The sequence below is a fragment of the Pantoea sp. MBLJ3 genome (assembly GCF_000816655.1).
In the GTDB taxonomy this organism is placed as follows: Bacteria; Pseudomonadota; Gammaproteobacteria; order Enterobacterales; family Enterobacteriaceae; genus Pantoea; species Pantoea eucalypti.
Genome location: NZ_JSUT01000010.1, coordinates 172,434 through 188,849, shown reverse-complemented (window position 1 = coordinate 188,849; position 16,416 = coordinate 172,434). Strand labels below are relative to the sequence as shown.

Sequence of the window (16,416 nt, the reverse complement as noted above, 5' to 3'; positions counted from 1 at the left end):
AGATAGCGCAAGTGCAAATTAAGACTTTTTTTCTGACCGTTCACTTTGCAGCCAAAAAGAACAGTAAGTAAGCAAAAAACCCTTTAAAGGGTAAAAAAAACGGGCCAGAGGCCCGTTTTTCGATTCGCACTATTACTGATGTGCCGTTATGACGTCGTTAACGACATCCATTTCGATGGTTTTACCCGGCACCAGCGAACCTGCAAGGATCTGCTGAGCCAGCGGGTTCTCGATCTGCTGCTGTATCGCACGTTTCAGCGGACGCGCACCATAGACCGGGTCATACCCATTTTCCGCCAGCAGTTTGATCGCATCATCGGAGATGTGCAGCTGATAGCCACGTTCATCCAGACGTTTGTACAACCGCTGCAGCTGAATCTGCGCAATGGAGGCAATGTGTTTCTCCGCCAGCGGATGGAACACCACTACCTCATCAATACGGTTGACGAATTCAGGACGGAAATGCTGTCCGACCACACCCATCACAATATCTTTCATTTCCGGATAGCTGAGATTACCGAACCGCTCCTGGATTAAATCTGATCCCAGGTTAGAGGTCATGATCACCACGCTGTTACGGAAATCGACCGTACGACCCTGTCCATCCGTCAGACGCCCATCATCCAGCACCTGCAGCAGAATGTTGAAGACATCAGGATGCGCCTTTTCAACTTCATCCAGCAGGATGACGGAATAAGGACGACGGCGCACCGCTTCGGTCAGATAACCGCCCTCTTCATAGCCGACGTAGCCCGGAGGTGCACCCACCAGCCGTGAGACCGAATGTTTTTCCATAAACTCGGACATGTCGATACGCACCATCGCATCGTCACTGTCGAACAGGAAATTAGCCAGCGACTTACACAGTTCGGTTTTACCTACCCCGGTTGGACCCAGGAACAGGAAAGAGCCGATAGGCCGGTTAGGATCAGAGAGACCTGCACGACTACGGCGGATGGCATTCGATACCGCTTCTACCGCTTCATCCTGTCCAATGACCCGGCCATGCAGATCCTGCTCCATGCGCAGCAACTTATCACGCTCACCTTCCATCATGCGTGCCACCGGAATACCGGTCCAGCGAGCCAGCACATCGGCAATCTCCACATCAGTTACGCGGTTGCGCAGTAACTTCATGGTTTTACCTTCAGCCTGGGTCGCTGCGGCTAACTGTTTTTCCAGTGCCGGAATTTTACCGTACTGCAGCTCTGACATCTGAGCGAGATCGCCCTGGCGACGGGCCTGCTCTAAATTCAGACGCGCCTGCTCCAGTTCAGCTTTGATGTTCTGCGTGCCGGAGAGTGAGGCTTTCTCTGTCTTCCATTCATCTTCCAGCTCAGCGTATTCACGCTCTTTCTGATTCAGCTCGGTTTCCAGCATTTCAAGACGCTTGATGCTGGCATCGTCCGCCTCTTTCTTCAGCGCCTGCTGCTCCAGCTTCAACTGAATGATACGGCGCTCCAGGCGATCGAGTGACTCCGGCTTGGAGTCCATCTGCATACGAATACTGGATGCCGCCTCATCAATCAGGTCAATGGCTTTATCCGGCAGCTGGCGGTCAGCAATGTAACGATGAGACAGCGTTGCTGCCGCGACAATGGCCGGGTCAGTGATCTGCACATGATGATGCAGTTCGTAACGCTCTTTCAGGCCACGCAGAATCGCGATGGTGTCTTCCACACCTGGCTCAGCCACGAAGACTTTCTGGAAACGACGCTCCAGCGCGGCATCTTTCTCGATATACTGACGATACTCATCCAGTGTGGTGGCACCCACGCAGTGCAGTTCACCACGCGCCAGCGCAGGCTTAAGCATATTGCCCGCGTCCATCGCACCGTCCGCTTTACCCGCACCGACCATAGTGTGCAGTTCGTCGATAAACAGAATGACGTTGCCTTCCTGTTTCGACAGATCGCTCAGCACCCCTTTCAGACGCTCTTCGAACTCACCGCGATATTTCGCCCCGGCGACCAGTGCACCCATATCCAGCGCCAGCACCCGACGACCTTTCAGGCCCTCAGGCACTTCACCGTTAATGATGCGCTGCGCCAGCCCTTCAACAATCGCAGTTTTACCCACACCAGGTTCACCAATCAGCACCGGGTTATTTTTGGTACGGCGCTGCAGAACCTGAATAGTGCGGCGAATCTCTTCGTCACGGCCGATGACCGGATCGAGTTTGCCCTTCTCGGCACGCTCGGTCAGATCGATGGTGTATTTCTTTAATGCCTGGCGCTGATCTTCAGCACCCTGATCGTTCACGTTGTCTCCTCCCCGCATCTGTTCAATCGCACCGGTGATTTTTTCGCGTGTTGCGCCCGCTGCTTTGAGCAGATCGGCCAGTGAGCCACGAGATTCCAGAGCGGCCAGAACAAATAATTCTGATGAAATAAAGTTATCGTTGCGCTTCTGCGCCAGCTTATCGCACAGGTTTAATACCCGGACGAGGTCAGATGAAGGTTGAACGTCCCCTTCGCTGCCTTCAACTTGTGGCAGGCGATCGATGGCCTGCTCAACCTGAGCGCGAAAAGGCGTAACGTCGACACCCGCCGAAGTCAGTAAAGGTGAAACCGATCCGCCTTCCTGTTTAAGCAATGCGCTCATCAGGTGCAGAGGTTCAATGAATTGGTTGTCGTGTCCCAGAGCCAGGGACTGCGCGTCGGCGAGAGCCAGCTGAAATTTGTTAGTAAGACGATCCAGACGCATAATTCCTCCCATTACAGGTCAAAATGCTACTGGAGATTAAATGAGGTCATCCCTCAAAAATTTCAAGGTTAATGACCTGAGATTTGAGTAAAAAACACGCTAACTGGACCGTCTTATGGCGTAAGGTTATAACAGCCAGATTAAAGTTGCCATACGCCCGGTGATACCATCGCGACGGAAGGAGAAGAAATCATCGCGCTGCGTAAAGGTACAACGGCTGTCAGCGCTGATTGAATTCACGCCCGCTGCCTGCAGTCGCATACGCGCCAGCAGCCAGATATCAGCGTAAAAACGGTCGCCTGAAGGACGGAAAGCCTGCACAGCGCGGGGATCCTGCGCCATAAAAGCCTCACGCACTTCTGCGCCAACCTCAAACGCATCCGGTCCGATGGCCGGCCCCAGCCAGACATGAATCTGCTCAGGCGGAGAACGAAACTGCGCCAGCGTATTTTCCAGTACACCGGCACAGAGCCCGCGCCAGCCTGCATGTGCTGCCGCCACTTCCGTCCCATCCTGCGAACAGAACAGCACCGGCAGACAGTCAGCGGTCATGATGGCGCAGACGACGCCGGGCTGATCGGTAATGCAGGCATCAGCACGTAATGGCGTACTTCCGCCTGCAGTCAGACGCACGACCTCCGTGCCATGAACCTGCTCCAGCCACTGCGGCATAGCGGGCAAATCCGCCTTATCCACCAGCAACTGACGGTTACGCGCCACCGCATCCGGATTATCTCCCACGTGCCCGCCGAGATTCAGCGCATCCCAGGGCGACGTGCTTACGCCACCCTGTCGCTGCGTCGAGCAGGCCCGAACGCGTGACGAGGCGGGCCATTGCGGCGTAATCAGACTCATCACCAATTCATCTGGTCTTTAAATTCTTCAGTGTCTGCTTTTAACGCCGCGATTAAATCAACCATGTCCTGTGGAAGCGCAGCATGGAATTCCATCTCAATACCACTGATTGGATGATAGAGGCGCAACATCGTGGCGTGCAGTGCCTGACGATCGAAACCGCGCAGCGTAGTAATAAATGCCTCTGATGCCCCTTTTGGCGGACGCGGGCGGCCACCGTAAAGTGGATCGCCCACCAGCGGATGGCTGATGTGAGACATATGCACACGGATCTGGTGAGTACGACCCGTCTCCAGACGCAGACGCAGACGGGTATGAGCCCGGAAATGCTCCATGATGCGATAATGCGTCACCGCCGGTTTGCCCATTGGATGAACCGCCATATGGGTACGTTTGGTGGAGTGACGGCTGATAGGCTGCTCAACCGTGCCGCCCGCCGTCATATTGCCAATCGCGACCGCTTCATATTCACGGGTGATTTCGCGACGCTGCAGCGAGTCCACCAGATGCGTCTGAGCCGGAACGGTTTTCGCGACCACCATTAAACCGGTGGTGTCTTTATCCAGGCGGTGTACGATGCCGGCGCGTGGCACATCCATAATCGCAGGGTAGTGATGAAGTAAGGCGTTTAACACCGTGCCATCCGGATTACCGGCGCCAGGGTGAACCACAAAGTCACGTGGTTTGTTGATGACAATAATGTCTTCATCTTCATAAACGATGTCGAGTGGCAGATCCTGAGGTTCCCAGCGCTGTGCCTCTTCGATCTCAGCGTCAATCGCGACCAGCTCGCCGCCCAGCACTTTTTCTTTGGGGGTATCGACCATAACGCCGTTTACAGTAACGCGACGATCAAGGATCCACTCTTTTATGCGGGAACGTGAATAATCAGGGAACAATTCCGCCAAAGTCTGATCTAAACGTTGTCCGAGTTGTGATTCGGATACCGTTGCGGTGAGTTGAACTTGTTGTGCCATATACAGCTTCTTCGTTAACGTTGGGTTTTCACGGCGATGCCGTTTAATATAATGTGCTATCGTACCTGGTCATTACCGGGAGCTATACGGACAGCTTCCGCCATAACATTTGAGGATAATCACTTCGTCATGACGCGTATGAAACATCTGGTGGCTGCTGCCACACTGAGCCTGGCACTTGTTGGTTGTTCCGGCTCAAATGACGCGGTACCGGACAACCCGCCTTCTGAAATCTATGCTACAGCGCAGCAAAAGCTGCAGGACGGTAACTTTAAAGCCGCGATTAAGCAACTGGAAGCGCTGGATAATCGTTATCCGTTCGGTCCTTATTCGCAGCAGGTGCAGCTGGATTTGATCTACGCGTACTATAAAAATGCCGATCTGCCCCTGGCGCAGGCTGCCATTGCTCGCTTTATGCGTCTGAACCCCACGCATCCGAACATTGACTATGTCATCTATATGAAAGGTCTGACGGACATGGCGCTGGATGACTCCGCGCTGCAGGGCTTCTTTGGTATTGATCGTTCTGACCGCGATCCGACGCACGCTCGTGATGCTTTCCGCGACTTCTCCCAGCTGCTGCGTAATTACCCGAACAGCCAGTATGCGGCTGATGCTCAGAAACGCCTGGTCTATCTGAAAGACCGTCTGGCTAAATATGAGCTGTCAGTGGCGCAATTCTATACTAAGCGTGAGGCTTATGTCGCGGTTGTTAACCGTGTAGAGGGTATGATGCGCGATTATCCGGATACGCAGGCGACACACGATGCCCTGCCACTGATGGAAAATGCTTACCGTAATCTGCAGCTGAACGCTGAAGCTGACAAAGTGGCGAAAATCATTGCAGTCAACAAAAGCTGATAGCCCGACAGATTTCAGCCACAAAAAAAGCAGCCTGCGATGGCTGCTTTTTTTTGCCCGAAGAACAGTCAGATTTGGATCTGATTCCAGCGAGCTAACTCATCCAGCATGCCGTGTTAATCGTTTCGCTTCAAGCCATTTCAGCGAGTTTCTCTGCCTTTCTCACAGAATGTTGTAACTGACAAAAAGTGACATTTTTTCGTGATCAAAATCTCACATTTAACGTTTTTTCGCGCTATGCTGAGAAGACCAAGACGGAAATGACAGAGAGGTAAGAATAATGATTCTGAACATTACCAGTAAACAAATGGACATCACCCCGGCAATCCGAAGCCATGTTGAAGACCGTCTCGCCAAGCTGGAAAAATGGCAAACCGACCTGATTAATCCGCATATTGTCCTGTCCAAAGAGCCCAAAGAATTCGTGGCTGATGCCACTATTAACACACCGAACGGGACTCTGGTGGCCAGCGCCAAGCACGACGATATGTACACCGCCATCAACGATTTGATTGCGAAACTCGAACGTCAGCTGAATAAAGTTCAGCATAAGTCTGAAGCCCGCCGCGCCAGTGCCAGCGTAAAAGACATTATCCCCGCCGACGAAGAGTCCTGATTTCCTTAACGCGCCTCCGGGCGCGTTTTTTATTGACAGCTTTTAAGCAGTACGGTTACTCTCAGGTCACTCACATTTCGGACATTACGATGAAACCCACTCTGTTTTTCTTCGCTTTCTTTTTTACCTTCCCCTGAACGGGAGGCTATTCGTCGTGTGAAAATGAAAGCGAAGACGAACAACGAAGCCTCCCAACCGGGAGGCTTTTTTATTGGATAGCATACAGGTGAGCCCTATGAATCCCGACAATCCCTTGCTGGCGTTACGCGATAAGATCAGCGCAGTGGATAAAAAACTTCTGACGCTGCTGGCCGAGCGTCGTCTGCTGGCAGTGGAAGTCGCACATGCAAAACTTGCCACGCATCGCCCGATTCGGGATGTGGAACGCGAACGCGCGCTGCTGGAGAATCTGATTGTACTGGGTAAAGCGCATAAACTGGATGCGCACTACATCACCCGCCTGTTCCAGCTGGTTATTGAAGATTCAGTGCTGACTCAGCAAGCACTGCTGCAGAAAAACCTCAATCATCCCCATGCGCATGCCGCCCGTATCGCCTTCCTCGGCCCGAAAGGCTCTTACTCGCATCTTGCCGCTCGCAACTACGCGTCACGTCATTTCGATAGCATGGTGGAGTGTGGCTGCCTGAAGTTTCACGACATCATCAAGCAGGTCGAAAACGGCGTGGCTGATTACGCGGTGATGCCGATTGAGAACACCAGTTCGGGCTCTATCAATGATGTCTATGATCTGCTGCAACAGACCAGCCTCTCCATTGTGGGCGAGCTGACATTGCCTATCGACCACTGCGTGCTGGTGAATGGCCCTGCCGATCTGCAGCAGATTGAGACGGTTTACAGCCATCCTCAGCCCTTCCAGCAATGTAGCCAGTTTATTAACCGTTTCCCGCACTGGAAAATCGAATATACCGAGAGTACCGCAGCCGCAATGGAGAAAGTGGCTGCGCTCAATTCACCTAAGGTGGCAGCATTAGGCAGTGAAGCCGGTGGTGAGCTCTATCAGTTGCAGGTGCTGGAACGTAATCTGGCAAACCAGCAGCAGAACCATACCCGCTTTATCGTGCTCGCCCGAAAAGCCATTGAGGTTTCAGATCAGGTGCCAGCGAAAACGACACTGATTATGGCAACCGGCCAGCAGGCGGGTGCGCTGGTTGATGCACTATTGGTGCTGCGTCAGCACAACCTGATTATGAGCAAGCTGGAGTCACGCCCGATTAATGGCAATCCGTGGGAAGAGATGTTTTACATTGATGTGCAGGGTAACCTGCAATCAGAGCGGATGCAGCAGGCTCTGCAGGAGTTACAGACCATGACCCGCTCTCTGAAGGTGCTGGGCTGCTATCCCAGCGAGAATGTGATACCCGCTGAACCCGGCGATGAAACCGTTGAATAGTAAAAAGGCATCCGCAGGGATGCCTTTTTCGTTTATGGCCGACTGTCATTGGCCGAGCGTAACAGACTCCGGCTTTCCACCAGGAAGCGTTTCGCGTGATCGCCAAACCACTGCTCGACCCGGTTAAAGCTGGCAATGAATGCCTGTTTATCGCCCTGCTCCAGCAGCGCAATCGCTTCACCAAAGCGCTGGTAATAACGTTTGATCAGCGCCAGATTACTCTCTGACGACATGATGATATCCGCGTAAAGCTGCGGATCCTGAGCAAACAACCGCCCTACCATTGCCAGCTCCAGTCGATAGATAGGCGATGAGAGTGCCAGCAGCTGATCAAGATTCACGTTTTCTTCAGCTAAATGCAGACCGTAGGCAAAGGTGGCAAAGTGACGCAGTGCCTGAATAAACGCCATGTTCTGGTCATGCTCTACAGCGCTGATACGATGCAGACGCGCACCCCAGACCTGAATCTGCTCCAGGAACCACTGATACGCTTCCGGCTGTCGGCCATCACACCAGACCACCACCTGTTTTGCCAGGCTGCCGCTGTCCGGGCCAAACATCGGGTGCAGACCCAGCACCGGACCATTATGAGCGGCCAGCATCGCCTGCAGAGGCCGGTTTTTCACAGAAGCCAGGTCCACCAGAATACAATCTTCCGGCAGTGGCGGCAGCTGTGCAATAACCTGCTCGGTCAGGTGAATCGGCACACTGATGATGACCATACCGGCATCGCTGAGCAGCGTTTCAGCCTGAGGCCAGTCTTCTTTATCCAGCGTTTTAACTATGTAGCCTGACAGGCCGAGCATTTTTTCAAACAACCGGCCCATCTGGCCTTTGCCGCCGACAATCACCACCGGGCGCAGTTCAGGACAGAGGGTTTTAAAGCCTTTGTCATTTTCGCTGGTATAGGACTCGCGCATCACACGACGCAGCACATCTTCAATCAGATCCGGGGGGACGCCGAGCGCCTCTGCCTCTTTGCGACGCGAAGCCAGCATTGACGCTTCACGCTCAGGGACATAGATAGGCAGACCGTAACGGCTCTTCACCTCCCCCACCTCAGCCACCAGCTCCAGCCGTTTAGCCAGCAGATCCAGCAGCGCCTTATCAACACTGTCAATTTGATCGCGTAACGCGGTCAGTTCAGCCACCATTGCTCTTACACCTCTTGTGACAGACGCGCCGACAGCACTCCCTGCAGATCCTGATGCATCTCACGCAGCAACGTTTCGGTCACTTCCCAGTTGATGCACGCATCGGTTACGGAAACGCCATACTTCATTTCGCTGCGTGGCTGCTCAGAAGACTGGTTACCTTCATTAATATGGCTTTCCAGCATCAAACCAATGATTGAACGGTTTCCGTCTTTGATCTGCGCAATAGCGGATTCCGCTACGCCAGGCTGACGGCTGTAGTCTTTATTCGAATTGCCATGGCTGCAATCTATCATTAAGGCTGGACGCAGTCCCGCCTTCAGCATCTCTTTTTCACACTGCGCGACATCTTCGGGACCGTAGTTCGGCGCTTTGCCACCACGAAGAATTACGTGACCATCCGGATTGCCCTGAGTCTGCAGCAGGCAGACCTGACCGGCCTGATTAATCCCGACAAAACGGTGCGGCATTGCAGCAGCACGCATCGCGTTGATTGCTGTGCCCAGACTGCCATCGGTGCCATTTTTAAAGCCAACTGGCATCGACAGGCCCGAGGCCATCTCACGGTGCGTCTGAGATTCTGTCGTCCGTGCGCCAATCGCCGACCAGCTGAACAGGTCGCCCAGGTATTGCGGGCTATTCGGATCCAGCGCTTCTGTGGCCAGCGGCAAGCCCATTTCAACCAGGTTCACCAGCAGCTGGCGCGCAATATGCAGACCCGCTTCCATATCAAACGAGTTATCCATGTAAGGATCATTGATCAGCCCTTTCCAGCCAACGGTAGTACGGGGTTTTTCAAAATAGACGCGCATCACAATATAGAGCTGATCTTTCAGCTGTTCAGAAAGCGTTTGCAGACGACGAGCATAGTCCAGTGCCACTTCGGTATCGTGAATCGAGCAGGGTCCGCACACCACCAGTAGACGCGGATCGCGGCCGGCAATAATGTCAGAGATAGTCTGGCGGGACGCCGCGACCTGATCCTGCTGTTCAGTTGTCAGTGGAAACTTCGCTTTCAGTTCTTCAGGCGTGATCAATACCTGTTCACCGGCGATATGCACATTGTTCAGCGCGTCTTTTTGCATGATGGCGATCCTTTGGCTCGATATAGCGGATAAGGGCTCCTCATTGAGGATTGCAATACTGTATCACAGACAATACATAGCGCAAGATTACATGTACACATTTATTACCACAGGTCTGAATAAACCAACCTGACGACAAATAAAATCATACATATCATTTATTTAAATTTAATAAATGAATTAATGACAGTCGCCTTGATGTAAGATAAAGTTTACACATGCTCTTATTGCGTTTCTGTCTGTTGCAGGCAAAATGAGAATATTATTTATTTTCAGGCTGAGTCCATAATGCACGCCTCCCCACTGAACATCTCCCTTCGACCGTTTCTGCTAAGCGACGTCTCCGCGTTTACCGCTGCGGTCAATGCTTCTCTGGACAGCCTGATCCCGTGGATGGTCTGGGCGCATCACGATTACCAGCCTCATGATGCCGAAAGCTGGATCCGCTTTACCCACTGGCAACGGATGAAGGAGGAAGCGGAAGAGTTTGCGATTGTTGATCAGCATGACCAGCTGCTGGGGGGCGCAGGAATACGCTTTGCCCGCCATCCGGGTGACACCAGCGCAATAGGTTACTGGGTTCGCAGTGACGTTCAGCGTCAGGGAATTGCCAGCCGCGCGGTGGCAAAGCTACTCCCTCTGGGGTTTTCACGACCGGAGACCCGGTTGATTGAAATTCTGGCGGCGGAGGACAATCTGGCCAGTCGGAGAGTCGCTGAAAAGTGCGGCGGGCAGTTTATTGGCTGTCGCTATGGCTTGATCGTATTAGAGGCGGGACCGGTTAATACGGCGATTTATCATTTTCACCGGCCGGACGCCGGTTGACTGCAGGCTGCAAGGATGGCACTGACATAAAAAAGGGGCTGGCAGATGCCAACCCCTTGTTTGCTATTAACTTTTAGATGTCGCGTTAGCGATACCTTAGTTAAGACGCTCTTTAATACGAGCAGACTTACCAGTACGCTCACGCAGGTAGTACAGTTTGGCTTTACGCACAGCGCCACGACGTTTAACAGCGATGCTGTCAATTACAGGTGAATGAGTCTGGAATACACGCTCAACGCCTTCGCCGTTAGAAATTTTGCGAACAGTGAATGCAGAGTGCAGACCGCGGTTACGAATAGCGATAACCACGCCCTCGAATGCCTGCAGACGTTTTTTAGAACCTTCAACGACCCATACTTTCACTTCCACGGAATCACCCGGGCGGAAGGAAGGTACGTCCTGTTTCATCTGCTCTTGTTCAATTTGCTTGATAATGTTGCTCATAATTAAATCTCATATCCTGGGTAAACTGATAGTCGGGGAAGAGCTTACTCTTCCACATCATCGTTTTGTTGCTGCTGAGATTCCCGCTGGAACTCATTCAACAACCTTGCTTGCTCTTCAGTCAGAGCCAGGTTTTCCAGAAGTTCAGGTCTTCTCAGCCAGGTACGGCCTAGCGACTGCTTCAGACGCCAGCGGCGAATATCAGCATGGTTACCTGACAGTAATACTGCCGGGACTTCCACGCCGTCTAACACTTCAGGTCGGGTATAGTGCGGACAATCCAGCAAACCTTCAGAGAACGAATCCTCATCGGCTGACGCCTGCTTGCCGAGTACGCCGGGAATAAACCGGGCGACTGCGTCAATCATCGTCATCGCTGGCAGTTCCCCGCCACTGAGAACGTAATCACCGATTGACCATTCTTCATCAATTTCGGTCTGGATTACGCGCTCATCAATCCCTTCATAACGGCCACAGACCAGAATTAACTTGTCCCGTGCCGCCAGTTCGCAAACGCCCTGTTGGTCCAGTTTGCGACCCTGAGGTGAAAGATATATCACCCTGGCCCCTTCACCTGCCGCTGCTTTCGCTGCGGAGATGGCATCCCGTAAGGGTTGTACCATCATCAGCATTCCCGGTCCGCCGCCGTAAGGACGATCATCCACGGTACGGTGCCGGTCGTGAGTGAAATCACGAGGACTCCAGCTCTGAATGCTGAGCAGACCGTTTTTTACAGCCCGGCCAGTTACCCCGTAATCGGTAATAGCGCGAAACATTTCTGGAAACAGGCTAATAACACCAATCCACATTGTATTCGCCGTTACGTTACCGTTCGATTCGGAGATCAAAAACCAGGATCCCAATCTACCTCAATGACACCAGTAGAGAGATCGACTTTCCTGATAACCTGTTCATCAAGAAACGGAATTAACCGCTCCTGAGCACCGAACGCATCCTTCAGGTTTGCCTTAACGACGAGAACGTCGTTCGAGCCGGTTTCCATCATATCGATGACTTTACCCATCTCGTAGCCTTCAAGGTTAACGACCTGGCAGCCCATAAGGTCTTTCCAGTAGTAGTCGCCCTCTTCCAGCGATGGCAACTGCGTCGAGTCAACCTGAATTTCGCAATTGGTTAACTGAGCCGCCGCATCCCGATCTTCAATGCCTTTGACTTTGATGATCAGGTCCTGATTGTGGTGCTTCCAACCTTCCAGTTCGACCTGCTGCCATTTACCGGCGCGCTGGATGAACCAGGGTTGGTAGTTGAAGATGCTTTCAGCGTCTTCAGTGGAGGAAAACACTTTGAGCCAGCCGCGAATACCGTAGGCGGCTCCCATCTTACCCAACACAATTGGGTTAACAGGAGGCTGTGCGGCAAGTTGTCTGCTCATGCTCACCACCGTGACAGATTAAGCTGCTTTCTTAGCTTCTTTGACCAGCGCGTTAACGCGGTCAGAAAGCGTTGCGCCCTGGCCAACCCAGTGCTCGATACGATCCAGATCAAGACGCAGACCTTCAGCCTGACCAGATGCGATCGGGTTGAAGAAACCAACGCGCTCAATGAAACGACCGTTGCGTGCATTGCGGCTGTCAGTGACGACGACCTGATAGAACGGACGCTTTTTAGCGCCGTGACGTGCCAAACGAATTGTTACCATAACATCCTCTTCAGTTAATAAAACACCCGGCCCCCATCGAGGAACGGGGTCCGGGTGCTGTATAAAAAGCCCGAAAATTTTACTCATTTTGGCGAAAAAAGCAACCCAAACCGTGCCTTTTCGGGCTTTTTTGTGGAACGCTTTAGCGGCCAGGGAAACCTGGCGGCATCATACCCTTCATGCCGCGCATCATTTTCGCCATACCGCCCTTCTTCATTTTCTTCATCATACGCTGCATGTCGTCGAACTGCTTTAATAAGCGGTTAACGTCCTGCACCTGCATACCGGAACCGGTAGCAATACGGCGCTTGCGCGAGCCTTTGATGATTTCTGGTTTCTCACGCTCTTTGCGCGTCATCGAGTTGATGATGGCTTCCATGCGCACCAGCACTTTGTCATCCATCTGCGACTTTACGTTATCTGGCAGCTGTCCCATACCCGGCAGTTTACCCATCAGGCTGGCCATACCGCCCATGTTGCGCATCTGCTTTAGCTGCTCAAGGAAGTCATTGAGATCAAAACCGTCGCCGGTTTTCAGCTTTTTAGCCAGTTTCTCCGCCTGATCGCGGTCAACTTTGCTTTCGATATCTTCAATCAGGGAGAGTACGTCACCCATGCCCAGGATACGCGAAGCAATACGCTCCGGGTAGAATGGCTCAAGCGCTTCGGTCTTTTCACCGACGCCCATGAATTTGATCGGTTTGCCGGTGATATGGCGAATTGACAGCGCCGCACCACCGCGTGCATCACCGTCAACCTTGGTCAGAATAACACCGGTCAGCGGCAGCGCTTCATTAAAGGCTTTTGCCGTGTTTGCGGCATCCTGACCGGTCATGGCATCGACCACAAACAGGGTTTCTACCGGCTTGATCGCCGCATGAACCTGTTTGATTTCGTCCATCATTGCTTCGTCAACGTGCAGACGGCCGGCGGTATCCACCAGCAGCACATCGTAGAACTTCAGACGAGCTTCACGCAGCGCATTGTTGACGATATCGACCGGCTTCTGGCTGAGATCGGACGGACAGAAATCCACGCCAACCTGCTGTGCCAGCGTTTCCAGCTGTTTAATTGCCGCCGGACGATAGACGTCGGCAGAAACCACTAAAACTTTCTTCTTGTGCTTCTCGCGCAGGAATTTACCCAGCTTAGCAACACTGGTGGTTTTACCGGCACCCTGCAGGCCCGCCATCAGCACCACGGCTGGTGGCTGTGCTGCCAGGTCGAGTGCGTTGTTCTCTGCACCCATCGCCGCAACGAGTTCGTTACGTACGATTTTGATAAACTCCTGACCTGGCGTCAGACTTTTATTCACATCATGACCGACCGCGCTCTCTTTCACACGGTTGATGAAGTCACGCACCACCGGCAACGCAACGTCAGCCTCAAGCAGTGCCATGCGCACTTCACGCAGGGTCTCTTTGATGTTCTCTTCAGTCAGCCTTCCGCGGCCGCTGATATTTCGCAGGGTTTGCGACAAACGATCGGTTAAATTATCAAACATGGTCTCTCACTAAAAAAAAGATCGCGAGGCGCCTGATCGGCAGAATGCGGCGGATTATAACACGAAGCCTCGGCGATCTCTGCAATTGCCCCTCAGATCGTTTGGAGCCTGCTTCGGCTGGCGCTATACTGCCTTTTTCCTTATCTGACTGAACCTGAAAGGATCTATGTTCGTTTTCGCGATAGTGGCGCTATTCGCCTACTCCTTAAGTCTTGCCCTGATCATTCCCAGCCTGTTGAAACGTAACGGCGGCTGGCGGCGAATGGCGATGCTCTCTGCCTGTGTGGCGCTGGTGACACACGCGGTGGCCTTGCAGCAACGCATATTTGCTATTGATAGCGGACAGAACTTAAGCCTGCTTAACATTGGTTCACTGGTCAGCCTGTTGATTTGCGCCATCATGACCATTGTGGCGTCACGCAACCGTGGCTGGCTACTGCTGCCGATTGTTTATAGCTTCGCGCTGATCAATCTGGCCTTTGCCACCTTTGTCCCTAATGCGTTCATCACGCATCTGGAAACTACGCCAGGCATGATGATCCACATCGGCCTGTCGCTGTTCGCCTATGCAACGCTGATCATCGCCGCGCTTTATGCGCTGCAGCTGGCGTGGATCGATTATCAGTTAAAAAACAAGCGACTGGCGTTCACCCAGGATATGCCGCCGCTGCTGACCATCGAACGTAAGATGTTTCACATCACCCAGGTTGGCGTCGTGCTGTTAACGCTGGTGCTCTGCACCGGTCTGTTTTATATGCAGGATCTCTTCAGCGCAGAAAACGTCGATAAAGCCGTGCTCTCGATCATCGCGTGGTTTGTTTATATCGTTTTGCTCTGGGGGCACTATCATGAAGGCTGGCGTGGTCGCCGCGTCGTCTGGTTTAACTGCAGCGGTGCGGTGCTGTTGACCATGGCTTACTTCGGCAGCCGCATCCTGCAGCATCTGCTTGTCCCTGGTTCTCGTTAAAAAGGAAGTTTTGCGTTGGAGAATGTTTCAACTACCACGCTGATTATTATTCTCTGCATCATGGTACTGGTTTCAGCTTATTTCTCAGGCTCTGAAACCGGCATGATGACACTGAATCGCTATAAACTGCGCCATCAGGCTAAAAATGGTGATCGCGCAGCTCGACGTGTCGAAAAACTGCTGCGCCGCCCGGATCGTCTGATCAGTCTGGTGCTGATTGGTAATAACCTGGTTAACATCCTTGCTTCCGCGTTAGGCACTATTGTCGGAATGCGTCTGTATGGTGATGCGGGTGTCGCCATTGCAACCGGCGTGCTGACCTTCGTGGTGCTGGTCTTCGCTGAAGTGTTACCCAAAACCGTGGCGGCTCTTTATCCGGAAAAAGTGGCCTATCCGAGCAGCTTTTTACTTACTCCGCTGCAATACATCATGCTACCGCTGGTCTGGCTGCTGAACACCATTACCCGGCTGCTGATGCGCCTGGCAGGTATTCGCTCTGACGGCTATGTTAACTCAGCGCTGAGCAAAGAGGAGTTACGCACCATTGTCTATGAGTCGCGTAGCCTGATGTCACGCCGTAACCAGGACATGCTGCTCTCCGTGCTCGACCTGGAGAAAGTCAGCGTTGACGACATTATGGTGCCGCGTAATGAGATTGTTGGTATCAACATCAACGATGACTGGAAGTCAGTCGTGCGCCAGCTAAGCCATTCACCTCATGGCCGCATTGTGCTGTTCAGAGATTCACTGGATGACTGCGTCGGCATGCTTCGTGTGCGTGAAGCCTGGCGCATGATGACGGAGAAAAAAGAGTTCACTAAAGAGACGCTGCTACGCGCCGCCGATGAAATCTACTACATCCCCGAAGGAACGCCGCTGAACACCCAGTTGGTGAAGTTCCAGCGCAATAAAGAGAAAGCGGGCGTGGTGGTGGATGAATATGGCGACATCAAAGGGCTGGTGACGATAGAGGACATTCTGGAAGAGATTGTCGGTGACTTCACTACCTCCATGTCACCGTCGCTGGCGGAAGAAGTGATGCCGCAGAATGATGGCTCCGTGCTGATTGAAGGCAGTGCCAGCGTGCGCGAAATCAATAAGGCCTTTAACTGGGATCTGCCAGAGCAGGAAGCGCGTACCATCAACGGCATGTTACTGGAAGCGCTGGAGGAGATCCCTTCTAATGCCACACGTGTTCAGATTGGCCATTACAACGTCGATATTCTGGACGTGCAGGATAATATGATTAAACAGGTGCGCATCACGCCGAAGACGCCGCTGAAAAAATCGGTCGGTTCCTGAAGCCATAAAAAAACGCCGCAATCGAAATGATGCGGCGTTTTTTTTTAGC

The 16,416-nt window shown here is 52.8% G+C and carries 17 protein-coding genes and 1 other annotated feature; of the genes, 7 read left to right on the top strand and 10 right to left on the bottom strand.

Annotated elements, in window-relative coordinates; all coding sequences use genetic code 11:
- Positions 1-132: 132 nt before the first annotated feature.
- The 3 genes from clpB to rluD form a co-directional block, all read right to left on the bottom strand.
- The gene (gene clpB, locus NP77_RS15685) at positions 133-2,718 is read right to left on the bottom strand and encodes an ATP-dependent chaperone ClpB (protein ID WP_182630296.1); all 2,586 of its coding nucleotides are present in this window, start codon (positions 2,716-2,718) and stop codon (positions 133-135) included.
- A gap of 114 nt (positions 2,719-2,832) precedes the next feature.
- Positions 2,833-3,561: a purine nucleoside phosphorylase YfiH gene (gene yfiH / locus NP77_RS15680; RefSeq protein ID WP_039660792.1), complete on the bottom strand. Its 729-nt coding sequence runs from the start codon at positions 3,559-3,561 to the stop codon at positions 2,833-2,835.
- Positions 3,561-4,538: a 23S rRNA pseudouridine(1911/1915/1917) synthase RluD gene (rluD, locus tag NP77_RS15675; RefSeq protein ID WP_003849028.1), complete on the bottom strand. Its 978-nt coding sequence runs from the start codon at positions 4,536-4,538 to the stop codon at positions 3,561-3,563. Before rluD ends, yfiH begins: the two co-directional genes overlap by 1 nt.
- Before the next feature lie 129 nt (positions 4,539-4,667).
- Between rluD and bamD the strand changes: the two genes are divergently transcribed.
- From bamD to pheA, 4 genes are all read left to right on the top strand, one after another.
- Positions 4,668-5,399 carry an outer membrane protein assembly factor BamD gene (gene bamD / locus NP77_RS15670; RefSeq protein ID WP_003849029.1) on the top strand — a complete coding sequence of 244 codons (732 nt, stop codon included), beginning with the start codon at positions 4,668-4,670 and terminating at the stop codon, positions 5,397-5,399.
- A 280-nt stretch (positions 5,400-5,679) separates the two neighbouring features.
- Positions 5,680-6,015 carry a ribosome-associated translation inhibitor RaiA gene (gene raiA, locus NP77_RS15665; protein WP_003849030.1) on the top strand — a complete coding sequence of 112 codons (336 nt, stop codon included), beginning with the start codon at positions 5,680-5,682 and terminating at the stop codon, positions 6,013-6,015.
- A gap of 88 nt (positions 6,016-6,103) precedes the next feature.
- Positions 6,104-6,228 (top strand) — a sequence feature (Phe leader region).
- Positions 6,105-6,152 (top strand): pheA operon leader peptide PheL, encoded by a 48-nt coding sequence (gene pheL, locus NP77_RS23710; RefSeq protein WP_197066373.1) that lies wholly within the window; start codon positions 6,105-6,107, stop codon positions 6,150-6,152. (Overlaps the previous feature by 48 nt.)
- 22 nt (positions 6,229-6,250) lie before the next feature.
- Entirely contained in the window at positions 6,251-7,426 is a 1,176-nt protein-coding gene (gene pheA, locus NP77_RS15660; RefSeq protein WP_039660790.1) for a bifunctional chorismate mutase/prephenate dehydratase, read from the top strand.
- Between the two features lie 32 nt (positions 7,427-7,458).
- On the opposite strand, the gene tyrA is transcribed toward pheA, so the two are convergent.
- Both tyrA and NP77_RS15650 read right to left on the bottom strand, forming a co-directional pair.
- Positions 7,459-8,580: a bifunctional chorismate mutase/prephenate dehydrogenase gene (tyrA, locus tag NP77_RS15655; protein WP_039660788.1), complete on the bottom strand. Its 1,122-nt coding sequence runs from the start codon at positions 8,578-8,580 to the stop codon at positions 7,459-7,461.
- Between the two features lie 5 nt (positions 8,581-8,585).
- On the bottom strand, positions 8,586-9,665 hold the full coding sequence (locus NP77_RS15650) for a 3-deoxy-7-phosphoheptulonate synthase (protein ID WP_003849031.1): 1,080 nt from the start codon (positions 9,663-9,665) through the stop codon (positions 8,586-8,588).
- 288 nt (positions 9,666-9,953) lie between these two features.
- On the opposite strand from NP77_RS15650, the gene NP77_RS15645 reads away from it, so the two are divergent.
- Positions 9,954-10,490, top strand: coding sequence for a GNAT family N-acetyltransferase (locus NP77_RS15645; RefSeq protein WP_008927086.1), 537 nt, complete (start codon positions 9,954-9,956; stop codon positions 10,488-10,490).
- A 96-nt stretch (positions 10,491-10,586) separates the two neighbouring features.
- Here the strand turns inward: NP77_RS15645 and rplS are convergent, their stop codons facing one another.
- From rplS to ffh, 5 genes are all read right to left on the bottom strand, one after another.
- Positions 10,587-10,934, bottom strand: coding sequence for a 50S ribosomal protein L19 (gene rplS, locus NP77_RS15640; protein ID WP_003849035.1), 348 nt, complete (start codon positions 10,932-10,934; stop codon positions 10,587-10,589).
- Positions 10,935-10,978: 44 nt separating this feature from the next.
- Entirely contained in the window at positions 10,979-11,743 is a 765-nt protein-coding gene (gene trmD, locus NP77_RS15635; RefSeq protein ID WP_003849037.1) for a tRNA (guanosine(37)-N1)-methyltransferase TrmD, read from the bottom strand.
- Between the two features lie 35 nt (positions 11,744-11,778).
- Entirely contained in the window at positions 11,779-12,327 is a 549-nt protein-coding gene (gene rimM / locus NP77_RS15630) for a ribosome maturation factor RimM (protein WP_003849039.1), read from the bottom strand.
- Positions 12,328-12,345: 18 nt separating this feature from the next.
- On the bottom strand, positions 12,346-12,594 hold the full coding sequence (gene rpsP / locus NP77_RS15625) for a 30S ribosomal protein S16 (RefSeq protein ID WP_003849041.1): 249 nt from the start codon (positions 12,592-12,594) through the stop codon (positions 12,346-12,348).
- A 142-nt stretch (positions 12,595-12,736) separates the two neighbouring features.
- Positions 12,737-14,098: a signal recognition particle protein gene (ffh, locus tag NP77_RS15620; protein ID WP_003849043.1), complete on the bottom strand. Its 1,362-nt coding sequence runs from the start codon at positions 14,096-14,098 to the stop codon at positions 12,737-12,739.
- A gap of 166 nt (positions 14,099-14,264) precedes the next feature.
- On the opposite strand from ffh, the gene NP77_RS15615 reads away from it, so the two are divergent.
- Both NP77_RS15615 and NP77_RS15610 read left to right on the top strand, forming a co-directional pair.
- Positions 14,265-15,065, top strand: coding sequence for an inner membrane protein YpjD (locus NP77_RS15615; protein ID WP_003849045.1), 801 nt, complete (start codon positions 14,265-14,267; stop codon positions 15,063-15,065).
- 15 nt (positions 15,066-15,080) lie between these two features.
- Complete coding sequence (locus NP77_RS15610; protein ID WP_039660786.1) at positions 15,081-16,367, top strand: HlyC/CorC family transporter; 1,287 nt, start codon at positions 15,081-15,083, stop codon at positions 16,365-16,367.
- Positions 16,368-16,416 lie beyond the last annotated feature (49 nt).